The organism is Pseudarthrobacter sp. TAF60_1, assembly GCF_052113505.1.
Lineage (GTDB): Bacteria > Actinomycetota > Actinomycetes > Actinomycetales > Micrococcaceae > Arthrobacter.
This window is the reverse complement of sequence record NZ_JBFRDI010000020.1, coordinates 34,557-51,073: the sequence shown is the minus strand read 5'-3', so window position 1 is coordinate 51,073 and position 16,517 is coordinate 34,557. Positions and strand designations below refer to the sequence as shown.

The window sequence follows — 16,517 nt, the reverse complement described above, 5'->3', positions numbered from 1 at the left end:
TGCAGCACACGAAAGCGCCCCCTCCACCGGAGGGGGCGCTTTCCGCTTTCCGGGCTGGGCGGCTACGCCTTGCGCCGCACCACCAGGCCGGTGCCGGCGGGAGCACCGCCGTCGGGCCCTGCCACCGCTTCCAGGCCCTCGATGGTGAGTTCATCGAGATCGGCCGCCGTATCCACGAGCACGGTATCGCCGTCCGCGATGTCACCGGACAGGATGGCCTTCGCCAGGCGATCGCCGATCTCCCGCTGCACGAGCCGGCGAAGCGGCCTGGCACCGTACGCGGGATCAAACCCGGACATGGCCAGCCAGGCGCGGGCGCCCTCGGACACTTCCAGCGTGAGCCGGCGGTCCTGCAGCCGCTTGCCGAGCTCGGCCACCTGCAGTTCCACGATGTGGGACAGCTCGTCCACGGTCAGGGCATCAAACAGGACCACTTCGTCCAACCGGTTCAGGAATTCCGGCTTGAAGGAGGCATTGACCGTGGCCATGACGGCGTTCCGCTTGGCCTGCGCATCCAGGGTCTGGTCCACCAGGAACTGGCTGCCGAGGTTGGAGGTCAGGACCAAGATGACGTTGCGGAAGTCCACGGTGCGGCCCTGGCCATCGGTGAGGCGACCGTCGTCGAGTACTTGCAGGAGGATGTCGAAGACCTCAGGATGCGCCTTCTCCACCTCGTCCAGCAGGATGACTGAATACGGCCGACGGCGGACCGCCTCGGTCAGCTGGCCGCCCTCCTCGTAGCCGACATAGCCCGGAGGGGCGCCGACGAGCCGGGCCACCGAATGCTTCTCGCCGTACTCGGACATGTCGATCCGCACCATGGCGCGTTCGTCATCGAACAGGAAGTCCGCGAGCGCCTTGGCGAGCTCCGTTTTGCCCACACCGGTTGGACCCAGGAACAGGAATGAGCCCGTGGGCCGGTTGGGATCGCTGATGCCGGCACGGGCGCGGCGGACGGCGTCGGACACGGCGGTAACGGCCTTTGACTGGCCGATCAGACGCTTGCCCAGCTCCTCCTCCATGTGCAGCAGCTTCTGGCTTTCCCCCTGCAGCATCCGCCCGGCGGGAATGCCGGTCCACGCGGAAATGACCTCCGCGATGTCGTCGGCGGTGACCTCCTCAGCAACCATTTGGGCGGGCTTATCCGTGACAGCCGCTTCGGCCGCGGCGGCGGCGCTCAGTTCGCGCTCGACGGCGGGGATCTCGCCGTAAAGGATCCGCGACGCCGTCTCCAGGTCACCTTCGCGCGCTGCCTTGTCGTAGGTGGAGCGCAGTTCGTCCAGCTTCGCCTTCAGGTCGCCGACGCGGTTCAGGCCTGCCTTCTCGGCTTCCCAGCGGGCGTTGAGCGCGTCCAGCTCTTCGGTCTTGTCCGCCTTGTCCGCGCGGAGGGCGGCCAACCGCTCCACGGAGGCAGCGTCCTTCTCGTTCTCGAGGGCAAGCTCCTCCATGGTGAGCCGGTCCACGGCACGGCGCAGCTGGTCGATCTCTTCAGGCGCGGAGTCGATCTCCATCCGCAGCCGGGAGGCGGCCTCGTCCACCAGGTCGATGGCCTTGTCCGGCAGCTGGCGGCCCGAAATGTAGCGGTTGGACAGCGTAGCGGCAGCCACCAGCGCGGCGTCCGCGATGGTCACCTTGTGGTGCGCCTCGTAGCGTTCCTTAAGGCCGCGGAGGATGCCGATGGTGTCCTCCACGCTCGGCTCCCCGACGTACACCTGCTGGAACCGGCGCTCCAGTGCCGGGTCCTTTTCGATGTTCTCGCGGTACTCATCCAGCGTTGTAGCGCCGATCAACCGCAGCTCGCCACGGGCCAGCATGGGCTTGAGCATGTTGCCGGCATCCATGGACGACTCTCCTGTGGCGCCCGCGCCCACCACCGTGTGTATCTCGTCAATGAAGGTGACGATCTGCCCTTCGGAGTTTTTGATTTCCTCCAGGACGGCCTTGAGCCGCTCCTCGAACTCGCCGCGGTACTTCGCGCCCGCCACCATGGAGGCGAGATCCAGGGCGATCAGGGTCTTGCCGCGGAGGCTTTCCGGCACGTCATTGGCCACGATGCGCTGGGCGAGGCCTTCGACGACGGCGGTCTTGCCCACGCCGGGCTCGCCAATGATGACCGGGTTGTTCTTGGTGCGGCGGCTCAGCACCTGGATGATGCGGCGGATCTCGGTGTCGCGGCCGATCACCGGGTCCAGCTTGCCCGAGCGCGCCATCGCGGTGAGGTCAGTGCCGAACTTCTCCAGGGACTGGAACGTGTTCTCGGGGTCCGGGCTGGTGACTTTACGGTCACCGCGGACACCCGGCAGGGCGGCCAGCAGCGCCTCATGGGAGGCACCGGCGTCGCGCATTAACCGCCCGACGGCGTCGCTTCCGGCAGAGAGGCCCAGCAGCAGCATTTCGGTGGACACAAAGGTGTCACCGAGGCGGTCGGCTTCGTTTTTGGCGTTTTGGATGGCCTGCAGCGCGGGCCGGGAGAGCTGGGCCTGCTGCGCGGAGCCGCCCGAGGTGGCAGGCAGGGCCTTAATGGCACTGCTCGCCTGGACACTGACGGCGTCCGGGTCAGCGCCCGTGGCGCGGAGGAGTGCAACGGCGACCCCCTCCCGCTGATCCATCAGGGCTTTGAGCAGATGTGCCGGTTCCACTTGGGGGTTGCCGATGGTGGAGGCATTCATGGCTGCTGCCGAAAGAGCCTCCTGGCTCTTGGTGGTGGGTTTGAAGTCCAAAGAGAGCTCCTTTCAAATGAGCATTTTCGCTAAGTTGAGTCTACTACGCTCAACTTTGATCTGAGCAACACCGAGAGGGTTTCTGCCCACGGCGAACCGGACATTTCCTGGCATTGCCTTGCAGCCTGAGAAGTAGTGTCCTTGCACTGTATCGCCGCCCCTTGGATCAACCTAGGATCGATGTGTGACCGGGGACCATAGCTCCACCGGCACACTCCAGCGGAGGTTTGCCATGAAGAAGTTTGCTGTTCTTTACATCGCACCCCAGTCAGCCCAGGCCCAGATGGAGCAAAGTTCGCCGGAGGCCGCGCAGGAAGGCATGAAGGCGTGGATGGAGTGGGCAGACCGTGCCGGAAGCGGCATTGTGGACATGGGCAGCCCCCTGGGAGAAGGCCGGGAAATTACGGCGACGGGCGCTTCAGAAGTCAGCAGCAGCAGCCATGTTGGCGGGTACGGCATCCTGCAGGCCGAGGACCTCGCCGGCGCCGAGTCGCTGCTCGAGGGGCACCCGCACCTCATGATGCCCGGCGCCAGCATCCAGGTCTACGAGTTCCTGGACATGCCAGGGATGTAACTGGGCACCTAGCCGGCGGCGGGTTTGGTCTCGATGTAGTTGATCACCAGGAACTCGCCTGCCGGGACCAGTTCCACATACCAGCGGGTTGGTTTGTCCAGGTCCTCCCAGTTGCCCTGCCCGGCCACCACGGGGCGGTAGACGGCGTCGAACTTCAGGAACGTTCCGCTGTCCGTGGCGCTTGAATCGATCTCCCGCAGCAGGTCAAATTTCCCGCGCCCGCCCGTGCCCGGCTCCCCAAGGCGGACCGCCGCCAGGTTCCGCTGGTTCATCGCTTTCACCGAGGCAAAGTATTCCTGCCACGCGACGTCGCCGTGGGTGGTGAACAGGGTGCTCGAGTAGGCCTCCGCATTCCGGGCCGCGAGCCGCTCAACACAATTTTCCGGGACCGCATTGCCGGGGCTCCAGGCGGTGACCAACTCGGAACCGGCGTTGAGCCAGCCGCTGTAGGCGTTCAGGACGCTGCCGATCGTCTCGCGCGGGGTGCCGATGGGGATCCGGACCGGTGTCAGGTCGTTCTGTCCGACGAAGGGGCATTCCGGCGGCAGCGCCGACACGGGCGTGGCCGGTGCGATGTCCGGCAGCGGCGCGGGCGACGGAAACAGACTGCAGCCCGTAAGGCCGGTCAGCAGCGCCAGGGCGGCAGCCGCCGTCGTCATTTTTCGGCCGCGCGCACGCCCGACTGGAACGTTCATGATTCTCCCCCAATACCGCCGCCCCGTCCGGACGACGCTGACCAGCCTACCCGCCCGTACACTGCCCGACGTGAGAGAGCGTTGGCCCAAAAGGCACATTAAGTGAGAGAGCGTTGGGGGGGTCAGCTCGCGTAGATGGACACGGCGCCGGCCTTGATCACGAAATACACCTGCATGCCCGGGGCGAGCCCCAGATCGGCGGCGGCGGCCGGGGTGATGTCGGCGCTCAGCCGCCCGTTTTCGCCGGCGCGGACGCGGACCTGGTCGCCGTGCGGCTCCAGGTCAGTGATGGCCACCGGAAAGGCATTGCGCGGGCTGCCGTGCGCCTCGGACAGGAAAACGGAAACGGCCGACGGCGGGAAGACGGCCACGCCGGGCTGCCCGGCCGGCAGCGGGCCGGGGACGTCGTGGTGCTGTCCGTAGAGTCTAAGCCCGCCGGATTGAAGGCCGTGTTCGGTGACGGTCCCGGCCACAAAGTTGAGCCCGGCGAGGCCTGCGGCAAAGCGGCTGCGCGGCCTTTGCAGGACCTCGCGGGTGGGGCCTTCCTCGCTGATCCGGCCGTTTTCCAGGATCACGACGCGGTCCGCCAGCATGAGGGCATCGAGGACGTCGTGCGTGATGATGATGGCGCGGCGCCCCGCCAGGACGCGCCTGAGGAGGCGCCGGAGCAGCGGCGCGGCATGGATATCCAGTGCGGCCATCGGCTCATCCAACAGGAGCAACCCGGGATCGGCGGCGAGCGCCCGGGCCACGGCCACCCGCTGCGCCTGCCCGCCGGACAGCTCGGCCGGGCGGCGGGTTTGGAGCTCAGTTGCCTCCACCTCGGCCAGCCAATGCTCGGCGGACCTCCTGGCGGCTTCCTTCGAGACGCCTGCGCTGCGCGGACCAAATGCTACGTTGTCCAATACGTTCAGGTGCGGGAACAGCAACGGTTCCTGGGCCAGGAGGGCGGTGCCGCGATGATGCGGCGCAGTCCATGTTGTGCGTCCGGCGGTGAGGTCGAACAAGGTCCTGCCGTCCAGTTCCGCCCTGCCCGAATCCGGGTGCAGCAGGCCCGCGATGACGTTCAGCAGGGTGGATTTGCCTGCTCCGTTGGCCCCCATGACGGCTACCGTCTCGGCAGGCCCGACGCTCAGGGCAACGTCGAATCCGCGCTGCTCCACCGCTGCCTGAACCAGAAACGTCACCGGACTTCACCGCCTGCGGCGGGCGCCGTCGTCGTACCCTCCGGCTTACTCACCCGCGGGCTGCGGTACGCGAGCGCCACCACGGCAATGGCGACGGACACCAGGACCAGGGAAAGCGCGACGGCGGCATCGGCGTCCGTCTCGCGCTGCAGGTAGATTTCCAGCGGCAGCGTCCGGGTCACCCCCTGCAGGCTCCCCGCGAATGTGAGGGTGGCGCCAAATTCGCCGAGGCTGCGCGCGAAGGAGAGAACCGCGCCGGACGCGAGGCCCGGCAGCACCAGCGGGAGCGTGACCCGGCGCAGCACGGTGCTGGGGCTGGCGCCGAGGGTGGCTGCCACGGCTTCGTACTTGGGCCCGGCGATGCGCAGGGCGCCCTCAAGGCTGACCACCAGGAACGGCAGGGCCACGAACGTCTGGGCCAGCACCACGGCGGTGGTGGAGAACGCGATCTGCAGCCCCGCCACCTCCAGCGTTCTGCCCAGCAGTCCCTGCCGGCCGAACGTGTACAGCAGCGCAATGCCGCCCACCACCGGCGGCAGCACCAACGGCAGCAGGACCAGCGAGCGCAGCACCCGCTGACCGGCAAAACTGCCGCGGGCCAGCACCAGGGCGAGCGGCACGCCCAAAATGATGCACAGGACCGTGCTCGCTGCCGAGGTGCGCAGGCTCAGACCCAGCGCAGTCAGCGAGGATTCGGACGTGACCAGGGGGATGAAGTTGGCCCAGTTGACCTTGGCCACCATGGCTGCCAGCGGAAGCACCACTAGGAGCCCCCCGGCAGCCGCGACGGCGTAGATCCAGGCGGGAATGCCCGTGTATGTGGCGGCTTGGCGGGCGGTCACGAGTTCACCTAGGGTTTGCCGAAGCCGGCGGCGGCCAGCGCAGCCTGGCCTTCAGGGCCCAGGACGAACTGTACAAACGCGTCCGCCGCGGGTTTGTTCCGGGCACCCTTCACCGCGGCAAGGGGATAAGTGTTGATGGCCTTGGCTGCCTCGGGGAACCTGACCTCTTCCACCTTTGAACCCGCGCTTCTGGCGTCGGTGACGTAGACCAGCCCCGCGTCGGCCTCCCCCGACGTGACCTTGCCCAGGACGTCGGTGACCGAGGATTCCTCGCTGACCGGGGTGAGGGTGGTGCCGGTTTCCTGCTCGATGGCTTTGGTGGCGGCGCCGCAGGGCACCTGGCCGGCGCAGGCCACCACCTTGACGCCGGACCGGGCGAGGTCACCGAAGCCGGTGATGCGGGCCGGGTTCCCGGGCGGGACCACGATGGTCAGCGTGTTCGTGGCGAAGTTGCCGGGTTGCCCGGCCACCAGGTCCTGGGCCTTGAGTTTATCCATGTTCCGCGTGTCTGCGGAGGCGAAGACGTCGGCCGGGGCGCCCTGGGTGATCTGGGTGACCAGGTCCGCCGAACCGGCGAAGCTGAGGGCGACACCTGTCCCCGGGTTGGCCGCCTCGAACTTTCCCGCGATGTCCGTGAAGGCCGTTTTGAGCGACGCCGCAGCGAAGACGGTGACGGTACCCGCGGTGCCGGACGCGCCGCCGTCGACCGTTCCGCCCGGGCCCGACCTCCCGCCCTGGCCTGCCGGGGAACAGCCCGCGAGCGCCAGCGCCAGCCCGAAGACCACTCCGGCGAGGGCGCGCCTCATGCGGAGCCCTTGCCGTGGGGCGTTTCGATGATGACGGTGGTGGCCTTGACTACGGCGGTGGCCACGGAGCCGAGTTCCAGGCCGAGGTCGCGGACGGCTTCGCTGCTCATCAGCGAGACCACTCTGAAGGGGCCGCACTGAAGCTCCACCTGCGCCATGACCTTGTCCGCGGTGATGCCGGTGACCAGGCCGACGAACCGGTTGCGCGCTGAGCTGCCGCTGCGGTGCGGATCGTCTGGAAGCTGGGCGAGCTTCTGGGCGTGCCGGGCCAGTTCCAAGCCGTCCACTGCCAGCCGGCCGGCGTCGTCCTTTATGGCGGTGAGGGTGCCGTTGTCCGTCCAGCGCCTGATGGTGTCATCACTGACGCCGAGGAACCGGGCCGCTTCGGAGACGCGAATAGTGGGCATTTACCCATAATAGTCCGCATTTGCGGTTCTGGGTCCTATTACAGGCTTTCCGGCAAGTGTTCCGGTCCGGGCGGGAGGTCTGCGGTGGCGGGTCCGTGGATGACGGTTCCGTCCGCGGCGAACCGGGAACCGTGGCAGGGGCAGTCCCAAGTGGTTTCTGCAGCGTTGAACTCGACGGTGCAGCCCAAGTGGGTGCAGATGGCAGAGAGGGAGTGGAGCTGCCCCTCCGCGTCCTTGTAAACGGCAGTGCTCTTGCCCGCGAGGTCGATGACCGTTCCTTCGCCGGGTGCCAGCGTCATGTGGCCGGGGTAGGGGGCGGCGCCGCCGGTCACGTCCGGCACTCGCTTCTCTTCCGCTGACCCGCTGGCCTTGGCTGCCGGCGTGGTTCGGTTGCTGTTGAACACTTCCGCCCAGGGGTTCTCCCGGCCGCTGATGAGGTCTGTGAGGATGAGGGCCGCAGCCGTTCCATTGGTCAGACCCCATTTGCGCAGCCCGGTCACGACGTACAGATGCTTGGCGTCCACGGACATGAGCCCGACGTAGGGCAGCCCGTCCGCCGGCAAATTGTCCTGGGTCGACCAGCGGTGGGTGACCTCACTGACGCCGAGCCTGTCACGGGCGAAGGAGGCTAGCCTGGCATACCGCCCGGCGGTGTCACCGGGCTCAGACGCAGGATGGCCTTCGCCGCCGGTCAGCACATAAGACCGGCCGTCGAGGCTGACGGTCAGGATGGAACGCATGGGTTCGTCCACGCTGATGAACGTGGCGCCAAGCGGCGGAGTGTCCACAAGTCCGGCCACGATGTAGGAACGGTGCGGCTGGCACCGGGCGTCGAAAGCGCCTTGGTCGCCGAACGGCACATTCGTGGCGACGATGATGTCGCGCGCCCGGACCGTGCCGCCCTCGGTGTCCACTACACCCGGGGTGCCGTCGTTGACCTGCAGCGCCCGGGTCTGTTCGAAGACGAAGCTGCCCTCGCCGTGGACTGCACGCGCCAGGCCCTGGAGGTACTTCACCGCATGGAACTGGGCCTGTCCGTCGAACCGGACCGCACCCTTGACGGGGAACGGCAGCCGCACGTCCGTGGTGAACGTCGAGGGAAGGCCGAGGTCCGCGGCGAGGTCCGCTTCGGCACGGACGAGTTCCAGGGCTTCGTCGGTTTCGGCATAGGTGTAATTGCTGACGAGGCGGAAGTCGCAGTCAATGCCCTCTGCAGACACCACCCGCTGGATATGTTCGAGGGCGCCCTGGTTGGCCTGGCCGTAGATGCGCGCGGTGTCCGTGCCGTGGTTGCGGGCGAGCTCGGTGTAGACAAGCCGGTGGAGGGAGGTGACCTTGCCGGTGGTGTGGCCGGTAACGCCGGTTCCCACCCGCGCCGCCTCGACGACCGCGACAGTGTGCCCGGCCCGCTTGAGGGCCAATGCGGCCGTCAGCCCGGCGACACCGGCTCCGATGACCGCGACGTCCGTCTCTATATCGTGGTCCAGCGCTGGATAGCCGGTCTCCCCGGTGGAGGCGAGCCAAAGGGATACCGGTTCACCTTGCAGCTGGGCGTCCCCTGACATCACCATGGAAAACCTCCCCTTTGCGGAACGCGCGGCGACATGTGTGCTGATCATCCGCCTTCCTCGGTGGAATATCAACGGCCCGGGCAGGCCACAGTCGGGCTGCATCGTCCACCCGCAGACCAGCCGAACTAGACTTCCCCCATGGCGATTTACTTGGATCCGCCCCTGTGGCCTGCCCACGACACGCACTTTTCACACCTGGTCTCGGACACCTCGCTGGCGGAACTCCACGCGTTCGCTGCGGCCGCCGGCATTCCGGACCGGGCGTTCGACGGCGACCACTACGACGTCCCGGAGCGCAGGTTTGAGGACCTCGTGGCCGCCGGCGCCATCCCGGTCGAGGGCCGGATCCTGGTCCGCAAGCTCATTGCCAGCGGGCTGCGCATCCCTGCCCGGCAGCGCAGCAAATCCCTCAAAGTGCCTCTCCTGCACCGCTGGGAAAGCATCATGCCCGGCCACGATGGCCTCTTCCTGGACCTCCTGGACCGGTGGGGTGAGGAGCACCGGAAGTACCACGGCCGGACCCACCTGTTGGCCGTACTCGAGGCCCTGGACCTGCTCACCGACCCCGCCGATCCGCCCCGGACCGTGCTGCTGGCGGCCTGGTTCCACGACGCCGTGTACCGCGGGGTCGCAGGCCAGGATGAAGAGGAATCAGCCCGGCTGGCCGAGGACCGGCTATCTGAGGCGGGGCTCCCGCCTGCCGAGGTGGAGGAGGTGGCGCGGCTGGTCATGCTGACGTCGGACCACCGCCCGGAACCAGGGGATGACGACGGCGCCCTCCTCTGCGACGCGGACCTCTCGGTCCTCGGCGGCGAACCGGAGCCGTACGCCCGGTATGTAGCCGCCGTCCGGGAAGACTACGCGCACATCGGGGACGCCGATTTCGCAGCCGGACGCGCCGCCGTCGTACGTCAATTGCTGGAACTGGATCCGCTCTTCCACAGCGAGCGGGCACGGGAACTGTGGCTCGAGGCGGCGCGGCGCAACCTTCAAAGCGAGCTCGCCTGACTCGCGCTGGGCTGCCTTGCGCTGGACTGCAGTGTCGGCCGGCAGGACAGACGGTCCGGCTGGATGGTTCGTCCAGCCGGACCGTCAGGGAAAAACCTCAGTCTACGACCGTGACCTCACCCACCATCCCCATGTAGTCATGCAGTGCGCAGATGTACTTGAAGGTGCCTGCCTTGGTGAACGTGACCTCGAAGGAAGAGGCCGGACCTGCATTCGCGGGAATGATTCCCGAATTGAGATCGCCGCCGCTGAAATGGGTGGGGTCACCTGACGGGGCGAAGACATTCGCCGGCTCAGTGCCGAAGGTGACCGTGTGGGGCGCATCCATTCCGGGGTTGCTGAACACCACTTTGTCGCCCACATGCACTGTCACATCTGGCTGGACGAAGCGCATGACCATCGCAACGCCGTCGTCGCCGCCTGCCAGCACCAGGTGATCAGTGGCTTGCTTGGCCAAGGAATGATTCAACTTGTAGCCGTCACGAAGGATGGACCGTTCCTGTTTTTGGGATGAGCGATCATAGTCCCGCTGGGAATAGGGGTAATCCGATCCTTCTTCCTGGACGTGCACCGTGCCCTTCATGGCCATGCCGTGAACCAGGCAGTAATACGTGAAGTCGCCCTCCTTGGGGAACGTCAGGCTGTAGCTCTCCACGACTTTAAAACCCGGAACTTCGACGTTGGACATGAGCCCCGAGTTGTAATACGACGTTCCGTCGTAGCTGTCCGTCCCGACCGGACCCAGTTGCTTGGGGTCAAACGGATCAAACGGCCGCAGCGATTGGCCTTGGGCGAGGAAGGACACGGTGTGTATTTCGGCCCCGTTCGCCTCCCAGTTGATGGTGTCCCCAGCGTTGACTGTGATGTCCGAGGGGAGGAAGGCCATGCCCTGAATTGCCTGGTCCCATGATTCGGAGCCGACTTGAACTGTCCAGGAATGCGTCCCCCAGCCGGATGCACCTGCCGGACCGGCGACGGCCACTGATGTCGCCAGCGCGGCGGCAGCCGCCAGGATGAATGGAAGTGTGTGGAATCTGGTGCGAATGCCCTTTATATGCTTCATCGCAATGCTCTCTTGTAAAGCGAACCGTTTTCGGCCATGACTGGCCCATGGATCATGGTGACCGGTTCACCCCAGCCGGGAGACATCCCAAACTGATCACTGTTTCTCGGCGGGCGAATCCTGGGACGCTCCTGCAAGAGCGCAGCAGCGTGGCAGCCAGAAAGATTCACTCGCCGGAAAGCACCACTACCGTGGTGCGGCGCAGATTTTCGATTTTGCAAGCGCCTTCGCTGGCGGGCGTGATAGCCGACGGGCGGAAGCTGAGGCGCAATTATTACACTCCTCCTGCGGCCCCAATTTGTCGAGGTTAATCCGCAGGTTTGATGTTTGTGCGTGGCCGCTTCAGCCTGATGGGCGGTGTCATCGCGCTCATCGCCGTACTGATGGTGATGCTCTCCGGCCTTTCCTCGGGCCTCGTCAACGATGGCGTGTCAGGCCTCAAGTCAATGCCCGCAGCCGCGAAGTCGTGGAACTCCTCGCCCGGCAAAGCCACGAGCACGGCGTCGCAACCGTCATGGTCACCCACGACCACGACGTCCTCGGCTACTGCGACCGCGTCGTTGAAATGGTGGACGGCCGCCTGGGCGCGCCGGCCCCGGTTCGCTAGCCGGACCACCAAAGGCACACGACGGCGGCCGGCTCGGCAGGCCGCCGTCGTGCGCCGTAGTCTTGATGCGTATCAGTCAGCGTCAAAGGACCAGCAAATGCCCAGAATCAGTGCCGCCACCGTCGCGGAGCACCGCGCCGCACAGGAGCGCGCACTACTGGATGCTGCCCACGAACTCCTGCAGGAAACCTCGGAAGCGCCGACCATGGCGGACGTGGCTTTGCGGGCCGGACTCTCGAGACCCAGCGTCTACCAGTACTTCGACTCCCGGCACGACCTCCTCCAGGCTCTGGTCCGCGACATCTTTCCGCGCTGGACCGAGCGTGTCACCGGCGCCATGGCCAACGCCCCCACCAAAGCAGACCGCATCCTGGCCTACGCCATGGCCAACGTGGACCTTGTCGCCGAAGGAGCCCACGCCGTCGGCGCGGCGCTAGCCGCGCTGACCCCCGGGGCCGAACTCGACGAGCAAGCCACCCGGATGCACCGCCAACTCCAGGAACCGCTCATAGAGACGCTCACAGAGCTCGGCGTTGCGGATCCGGAGTCGCTGGCAGAGATGATCAACGCCGTCGTTCACGCCGGCACCCGCATGCTCGAATCCGGGCAAACGCGCGAACAGGTCCACTCCCATCTCAGGACGCTGCTCGGGCCCTTCGTGACAGAACGCCAAAGCACCTAAGCCGCCGGCACGGGAGCCGGCTGGTTAATGCCGGTAGGCCGTGATAAACGGGGTGTTGGTGGGCACGATCTGCTTGCCCAGCGGCATCAGGCTCACCGGGATGAGCTTCAGGTTGGCGATGGCCAGCGGGATGCCGATGATGGTGACCGCCATGGCGAAGGCCGTGACCACGTGGCCGATCGCGATCCAGACGCCGGCCACCACCAGCCAGATGACGTTCCCCACGAGCGAGAACACGCCGGTCCCGCCCGGCTTGTCCACCACCATCCGCCCGAAGGGCCACAGCGTGTACGCCGCGATCCGGAACGAGGCGATGCCCCACGGGATGGTCACGATCAGCAGGCAGCAGATGATGCCCGCCGTGAAGTAGCCCAGGGCGAGCCAGAATCCGCCGAAAACGAGCCAGATGATGTTGAGCAATGTCTTCATCTGTCCATTGTGCCTTGCAGGGTCTGACAAAACCGTAGGGGTCTGCCCTGATTGACCCCTGACTTCCGGCTAAACCGCGGTTGGAGCCTCCGCCCTGCGCTCAGCCCTTGGCGGCCTTCACGAACGCGGCGATCTTGTCCAGGTCCTTCACCCCGCGCGAGGCCTCAACCCCGGAGGAAACGTCCACACCCCACGCGCCCGCTGCCGCGGCGGCCCCGCCGACGTTGCCGGCATTCAGTCCCCCGGCCAAGAGCCAGTTGCGCCCTTGAAGCTCCGTCACGTCCACCATGGAGGCGTAGTCCCACGTCTCGCCGGATCCGGGGACGGCGGCATCGATCAACAGGATGTCCTCACCCCAGTCGGCGAACGCGTCCGCAGTTGCCGCCATGGTGACCGCCCTGATCAGCTTCATGCCGGCGTCGTGCACTGTGGTGACGTCTTCCGGAGTGATATCCCCGTGGAGCTGGATCCACCCGAGTCCGGCGGAGCGGGCGATTGCAAGGGCATCGGCGACAGGTTCATGCCCGAATACGCCGATGGCAGTCACGCCGGCAGGCACGTCTGCCAACAGCCCTGAAACCTGGGACGGCGAGACTGCGCGCGGACTCGCAGTCAGGACAAACCCGACGGCGTCAGCCCCGGCGTCGACGGCAACGCGGACCGATTCCGGCGTGCTGAGACCACATATTTTGACGAACATTTTCGGCTCCTTGAGGCTTTCTGCGCAATGTCCCCCGGGAGGACATTAGCAGGGATTGCCGTCTGCACCGGCAAGACCCATCACCTCAGTGGCCCGACATCACGCGCTCCACCATGTTCCGCCCGGATTGTTCGAAGGCGGTATCCCCAACCTGGTTCGCCCACACCACCGTGCCGATGGCCTGATTGATGTTTTCCAACCGCCACATAGCGGCGTCGGCAGGTCCCACCATCTTGCCCAGTCCGTCATAAAAGGCCGCCTCCAGTTCGGGCCGGCCAACGAACTGCTGGTGGCTGAGCCGGACAAGGTCGTGCACCCACGGGCGCGGTTCCGCCCGGCCAAAATCGATGACTTTGACCTGCCCTTTTTCGTGCAACCAGTTCCGCGGCTGATAATCGCCGTGCGTAGTCACCAGTTGTGTGACGCCCGGTTCCAGCGTGCGCAACTCCCGCGCGAGCCTGGCGAGTTGGCTTTCCGGCACGAGCCCGTGGGCCCGGTCCATCCAAGACCAGGTTTTGGCGGCCAGAGCCTTGGCGTAGTGCATGGAGGTGCCGGCGGGACCGTGGATTTTCTTCAGGAGCGCCCCGGCCTGGCGGTACGTTTCAGGGTCATCCTCGGCCGGTGTTCCTTCCACGAGCGCCCCGGGCAGGAACTCGGTTATGAGGATCCCGGCTTCCGCCGAGGCGTGCCGCAGCTTGGGCACCCGGCCGGCCAGGCCTGTGCGATCGGCCAGGTCTTCGAATCCGGCGCCATGGGCTGCGATTTCGCGGCGGATGTGATGGCTGGTGGTGCTCGCCTTTACGATGAATTCTTCGCCGTACGCCGCCAGAACGTGGAGGACGGTGGTGTCCTGCAGGGGCCAGCTGTAGTCGCCCACCACGCGGAAGGAGCCGAGCCAGCACTTCAGGAGCCGGCTTTGTTCATCCGTGATCCCCCGACGCATCCACCCAGCATGCCACGCGTGGGCGCCCTGCCAAACGATCCGGCCCGACAAACTAGTCTGGACGGATGGAGATCATCCGCTTCGCAGAACTCAGGTCCGAACCGTGGCGCAACGGCGGCGGGGTAACCCGCGAACTGGCCAGCCATCCCAAGGCAGCCTCGGCGCAGGATGGCGCCTGGGACTGGCGCGTCAGCATCGCCGACGTCACCAAGGCCGGGGATTTCTCGGCGTTCCCCGGCATGGAGCGGGTGCTGACCGTGGTGGACGGCGAACTCCTCCTGCTCACCGTGGACGGCGCCGAGCATCCCCTGGAAAAGTACCGGCCCTTCAGGTTCTCCGGTGACGCTGCTGGGCGTGGCGCCCTGCCCACCGGTGACATCCGGGACCTCAACGTCATCACCCGGGCCGGTTCATTCAAGGGCTTCACCTCCATCATTGAACTCTCCAAGAAGCGCGCGCACCCGGTTTTTGCGGGTCAGCTCGCAGTGCTTTTGCAAGGCCAGGCCACGGTGAGCCCCGGCGAAGGTGCCGACGGGGAGGGCGCCGACGGCGAAGCTGCCGCGGCCCCCGCGCAACCCGAGGCACTCAGCCGCTATGACGCCGTCGTCGGTTCCGATTCGCGCTCCCCCGAAATCCTGGGCCGCGGCTTCCTGGCCGTGGTGTCGATCGACCGCGTGACGGGCTAAGCCGGCCCGCAGGCTAACCCCTGCCGGTGGTGAGGCTGGCCACCAACCGGGCCACCCGCCGTCGGGGTTTGCTACCCTGAAACTAAGGCTCCGCACACGGGCCTCCGGACGACGGTTCAGTACCCGGCACGCGACAAGACTGGCCAAAGGATCTGTCATGTCGTGGTTAATCCTCATTCTTTCCGGATCGCTGGAGGCCGTCTGGGCCGCCGCCCTGCACCGAACCTTCGAGTCAACAGGCCGGCGCCGCATCGCCCCGGCCTCCCTCTTCCTAGTCTCCGTCCTCGCCAGCATGGCCGGCCTCGCCATCGCCATGCAGTCCATCCCCACCGGGACTGCCTACGCCGTCTGGGTGGGCGTGGGCGTGGTGCTGACCTCCGCTTACGCGATCCTCACCAAGGCGGAACGCCCGACGACGGCACGCCTGCTGCTACTCACGGGCATCGCTGCGTCCGTGGTTGGGCTGAAGGTGGTGGCGTCATGAACTCGCGTTCCGTTGCGTGGCTGCTGCTGCTCGGCTCCGCCGTCCTCGAGGCCGTCTGGGCCACTGCATTGGGCCTGTCCGACGGCTTCACCCAGCTGCTGCCCACCGTTGTCTTCGCCGTGACCTCCACGCTGAGCATGATCGGCCTGGGGCTCGCCATCCGCAGCATTCCGCTCGGTACCGCCTACGCCGTCTGGGTGGGGATCGGGGCGGCGTTGACGGTCGGCTGGGCGATGGCCACCGGCGTCGAACCCTTCAGCCTGCTGAAAGTGCTGTTCATCGCCGGGATTGTGGGTTGCGCGGCTGGGCTGAAGTCGCTGCCTGCCGGTGACAAAACCCCTGCTGAGTCTCCCCACCTTTGAGGCCGGCCGTCGGCGTGTCCCTGAAACCTGCCGTCGTAAATCACCGGCGGAGCGCCAAAGTCGGGGAGACTCAGCGCCCGGTTTAGGCTTTTGCCATGGACTCCCCCGAAATCATCGCGGCCCTGACCGCCCTGAGGCCCAGGCTCGACGGCGGCCGCCGGACCCTGCTGGGCATCACCGGGGCGCCCGGCTCGGGCAAGTCCACGTTTGCCGCCCGCCTGCAGCAGGAGTTCGGCCCTGAGGTGGCCGTCGTGGTGCCGATGGACGGCTTCCACCTGGGCAACGCAATCATCGACGGCACACCGCTGCGGCAGCGTAAAGGGGCTATGGACACGTTCGACGTCGGCGGGTACCTGTCGCTGCTGCAGCGGCTGGTCCGGCGGGACGAAGCCGTGGTCTACGCTCCGGAGTTCCGGCGTACTCTGGACGAACCGGTGGCCGCGTCCATCGCCATCCCGGCAGCTGTTCCGTTAGTGATCACCGAGGGAAACTACCTTCTCGCGGACATGCCTGAGTGGAAGCACGTCCGGGCGCAGCTGGATGAGGTCTGGTTCATGGATACGCCTCCTGCGGTCCGGTTGGCCCGGCTGGTGGACCGGCATGTGGAGTTCGGCATGGAGCGGACCGCAGCGGAAGCATGGGCCTCGGGTCCGGATGAGACAAACGCCCGGCTTATCGAGGCCAGCCGCCAGTCAGCGGACCGGATCATCCCCTGGGTTTAGCCAACACACAAGAGTCCACAACGAACGGA

The 16,517-nt window shown here is 66.5% G+C and carries 19 protein-coding genes and 1 riboswitch; of the genes, 8 read left to right on the top strand and 11 right to left on the bottom strand.

Annotation, left to right across the window (positions count from 1 at the left end; translation table 11 throughout):
• Positions 1-62: 62 nt before the first annotated feature.
• Positions 63-2,720, bottom strand: a complete 2,658-nt coding sequence (gene clpB, locus AB4Y73_RS19070) for an ATP-dependent chaperone ClpB (RefSeq protein ID WP_441874006.1) — start codon at positions 2,718-2,720, stop codon at positions 63-65.
• A 184-nt stretch (positions 2,721-2,904) separates the two neighbouring features.
• Here clpB and AB4Y73_RS19065 point away from each other — a divergent pair, with 184 nt between their 5' ends.
• Positions 2,905-3,294: a hypothetical protein gene (locus AB4Y73_RS19065; RefSeq protein ID WP_441874003.1), complete on the top strand. Its 390-nt coding sequence runs from the start codon at positions 2,905-2,907 to the stop codon at positions 3,292-3,294.
• A gap of 8 nt (positions 3,295-3,302) precedes the next feature.
• Here AB4Y73_RS19065 and AB4Y73_RS19060 read toward each other — a convergent pair whose 3' ends face one another.
• The 6 genes from AB4Y73_RS19060 to AB4Y73_RS19035 form a co-directional block, all read right to left on the bottom strand.
• Positions 3,303-3,989: a hypothetical protein gene (locus AB4Y73_RS19060; protein WP_441874001.1), complete on the bottom strand. Its 687-nt coding sequence runs from the start codon at positions 3,987-3,989 to the stop codon at positions 3,303-3,305.
• Positions 3,990-4,111: 122 nt separating this feature from the next.
• Positions 4,112-5,176: a sulfate/molybdate ABC transporter ATP-binding protein gene (locus AB4Y73_RS19055; protein ID WP_441873998.1), complete on the bottom strand. Its 1,065-nt coding sequence runs from the start codon at positions 5,174-5,176 to the stop codon at positions 4,112-4,114.
• Positions 5,173-6,018 carry an ABC transporter permease gene (locus tag AB4Y73_RS19050; protein ID WP_441873996.1) on the bottom strand — a complete coding sequence of 282 codons (846 nt, stop codon included), beginning with the start codon at positions 6,016-6,018 and terminating at the stop codon, positions 5,173-5,175. The genes AB4Y73_RS19055 and AB4Y73_RS19050 overlap by 4 nt, the downstream gene beginning before the upstream one ends.
• Before the next feature lie 8 nt (positions 6,019-6,026).
• Positions 6,027-6,824 (bottom strand): molybdate ABC transporter substrate-binding protein, encoded by a 798-nt coding sequence (gene modA, locus AB4Y73_RS19045; RefSeq protein WP_441873994.1) that lies wholly within the window; start codon positions 6,822-6,824, stop codon positions 6,027-6,029.
• Positions 6,821-7,231: a TOBE domain-containing protein gene (locus tag AB4Y73_RS19040; RefSeq protein WP_441873992.1), complete on the bottom strand. Its 411-nt coding sequence runs from the start codon at positions 7,229-7,231 to the stop codon at positions 6,821-6,823. Before AB4Y73_RS19040 ends, modA begins: the two co-directional genes overlap by 4 nt.
• Positions 7,232-7,269: 38 nt before the next feature.
• Positions 7,270-8,850: an FAD-dependent oxidoreductase gene (locus tag AB4Y73_RS19035; RefSeq protein WP_441873990.1), complete on the bottom strand. Its 1,581-nt coding sequence runs from the start codon at positions 8,848-8,850 to the stop codon at positions 7,270-7,272.
• Between the two features lie 90 nt (positions 8,851-8,940).
• On the opposite strand from AB4Y73_RS19035, the gene AB4Y73_RS19030 reads away from it, so the two are divergent.
• Entirely contained in the window at positions 8,941-9,810 is an 870-nt protein-coding gene (locus AB4Y73_RS19030) for a DUF4031 domain-containing protein (protein WP_441873988.1), read from the top strand.
• 97 nt (positions 9,811-9,907) lie between these two features.
• Here the strand turns inward: AB4Y73_RS19030 and AB4Y73_RS19025 are convergent, their stop codons facing one another.
• Positions 9,908-10,873, bottom strand: coding sequence for a cupredoxin domain-containing protein (locus AB4Y73_RS19025; RefSeq protein ID WP_441873986.1), 966 nt, complete (start codon positions 10,871-10,873; stop codon positions 9,908-9,910).
• A gap of 466 nt (positions 10,874-11,339) precedes the next feature.
• Between AB4Y73_RS19025 and AB4Y73_RS19020 the strand changes: the two genes are divergently transcribed.
• Both AB4Y73_RS19020 and AB4Y73_RS19015 read left to right on the top strand, forming a co-directional pair.
• A complete protein-coding gene (locus AB4Y73_RS19020; protein ID WP_441873984.1) occupies positions 11,340-11,480 on the top strand; it encodes a hypothetical protein in 141 nt (46 codons plus the stop codon).
• A gap of 97 nt (positions 11,481-11,577) precedes the next feature.
• A complete protein-coding gene (locus AB4Y73_RS19015) occupies positions 11,578-12,162 on the top strand; it encodes a TetR/AcrR family transcriptional regulator (protein ID WP_441873982.1) in 585 nt (194 codons plus the stop codon).
• 24 nt (positions 12,163-12,186) lie between these two features.
• On the opposite strand, the gene AB4Y73_RS19010 is transcribed toward AB4Y73_RS19015, so the two are convergent.
• From AB4Y73_RS19010 to AB4Y73_RS19000, 3 genes are all read right to left on the bottom strand, one after another.
• Positions 12,187-12,591 (bottom strand): YccF domain-containing protein, encoded by a 405-nt coding sequence (locus AB4Y73_RS19010; protein WP_441873980.1) that lies wholly within the window; start codon positions 12,589-12,591, stop codon positions 12,187-12,189.
• A gap of 100 nt (positions 12,592-12,691) precedes the next feature.
• Positions 12,692-13,291, bottom strand: a complete 600-nt coding sequence (locus AB4Y73_RS19005) for a phosphoribosylanthranilate isomerase (protein WP_441873978.1) — start codon at positions 13,289-13,291, stop codon at positions 12,692-12,694.
• A gap of 85 nt (positions 13,292-13,376) precedes the next feature.
• Positions 13,377-14,234 (bottom strand): phosphotransferase family protein, encoded by an 858-nt coding sequence (locus tag AB4Y73_RS19000; protein WP_441873976.1) that lies wholly within the window; start codon positions 14,232-14,234, stop codon positions 13,377-13,379.
• Between the two features lie 65 nt (positions 14,235-14,299).
• On the opposite strand from AB4Y73_RS19000, the gene AB4Y73_RS18995 reads away from it, so the two are divergent.
• The 4 genes from AB4Y73_RS18995 to AB4Y73_RS18980 all read left to right on the top strand — a co-directional run bounded on the left by AB4Y73_RS18995 (position 14,300) and on the right by AB4Y73_RS18980 (position 16,488).
• Positions 14,300-14,920, top strand: coding sequence for a HutD/Ves family protein (locus tag AB4Y73_RS18995; protein WP_441873974.1), 621 nt, complete (start codon positions 14,300-14,302; stop codon positions 14,918-14,920).
• A gap of 81 nt (positions 14,921-15,001) precedes the next feature.
• Positions 15,002-15,068, top strand: a riboswitch (guanidine-III (ykkC-III) riboswitch).
• Between the two features lie 9 nt (positions 15,069-15,077).
• Entirely contained in the window at positions 15,078-15,404 is a 327-nt protein-coding gene (locus tag AB4Y73_RS18990) for a DMT family transporter (RefSeq protein WP_441873972.1), read from the top strand.
• Entirely contained in the window at positions 15,401-15,766 is a 366-nt protein-coding gene (locus AB4Y73_RS18985; RefSeq protein ID WP_441873970.1) for a DMT family transporter, read from the top strand. The genes AB4Y73_RS18990 and AB4Y73_RS18985 overlap by 4 nt, the downstream gene beginning before the upstream one ends.
• 95 nt (positions 15,767-15,861) lie before the next feature.
• Positions 15,862-16,488 carry a nucleoside/nucleotide kinase family protein gene (locus tag AB4Y73_RS18980; protein WP_441873968.1) on the top strand — a complete coding sequence of 209 codons (627 nt, stop codon included), beginning with the start codon at positions 15,862-15,864 and terminating at the stop codon, positions 16,486-16,488.
• The last annotated feature ends 29 nt before the right edge of the window (positions 16,489-16,517 follow it).

Excerpts from the sequence above, each read along its gene's own strand:
- AB4Y73_RS18995 (WP_441873974.1), top strand. The coding sequence starts at position 14,300 with ATGGAGATCATCCGCTTCGCAGAACTCAGGTCCGAACCGTGGCGCAAC.
- AB4Y73_RS19015 (WP_441873982.1), top strand. The coding sequence starts at position 11,578 with ATGCCCAGAATCAGTGCCGCCACCGTCGCGGAGCACCGCGCCGCACAG.
- AB4Y73_RS19005 (WP_441873978.1), bottom strand. The coding sequence starts at position 13,291 with ATGTTCGTCAAAATATGTGGTCTCAGCACGCCGGAATCGGTCCGCGTT.
- modA (WP_441873994.1), bottom strand. The coding sequence starts at position 6,824 with ATGAGGCGCGCCCTCGCCGGAGTGGTCTTCGGGCTGGCGCTGGCGCTC.
- AB4Y73_RS19025 (WP_441873986.1), bottom strand. The coding sequence starts at position 10,873 with ATGAAGCATATAAAGGGCATTCGCACCAGATTCCACACACTTCCATTC.
- AB4Y73_RS19035 (WP_441873990.1), bottom strand. The coding sequence starts at position 8,850 with ATGATCAGCACACATGTCGCCGCGCGTTCCGCAAAGGGGAGGTTTTCC.
- AB4Y73_RS18985 (WP_441873970.1), top strand. The coding sequence starts at position 15,401 with ATGAACTCGCGTTCCGTTGCGTGGCTGCTGCTGCTCGGCTCCGCCGTC.
- AB4Y73_RS19060 (WP_441874001.1), bottom strand. The coding sequence starts at position 3,989 with ATGAACGTTCCAGTCGGGCGTGCGCGCGGCCGAAAAATGACGACGGCG.
- AB4Y73_RS18980 (WP_441873968.1), top strand. The coding sequence starts at position 15,862 with ATGGACTCCCCCGAAATCATCGCGGCCCTGACCGCCCTGAGGCCCAGG.
- AB4Y73_RS19000 (WP_441873976.1), bottom strand. The coding sequence starts at position 14,234 with ATGCGTCGGGGGATCACGGATGAACAAAGCCGGCTCCTGAAGTGCTGG.
- AB4Y73_RS19030 (WP_441873988.1), top strand. The coding sequence starts at position 8,941 with ATGGCGATTTACTTGGATCCGCCCCTGTGGCCTGCCCACGACACGCAC.
- AB4Y73_RS19040 (WP_441873992.1), bottom strand. The coding sequence starts at position 7,231 with ATGCCCACTATTCGCGTCTCCGAAGCGGCCCGGTTCCTCGGCGTCAGT.
- AB4Y73_RS19010 (WP_441873980.1), bottom strand. The coding sequence starts at position 12,591 with ATGAAGACATTGCTCAACATCATCTGGCTCGTTTTCGGCGGATTCTGG.
- AB4Y73_RS18990 (WP_441873972.1), top strand. The coding sequence starts at position 15,078 with ATGTCGTGGTTAATCCTCATTCTTTCCGGATCGCTGGAGGCCGTCTGG.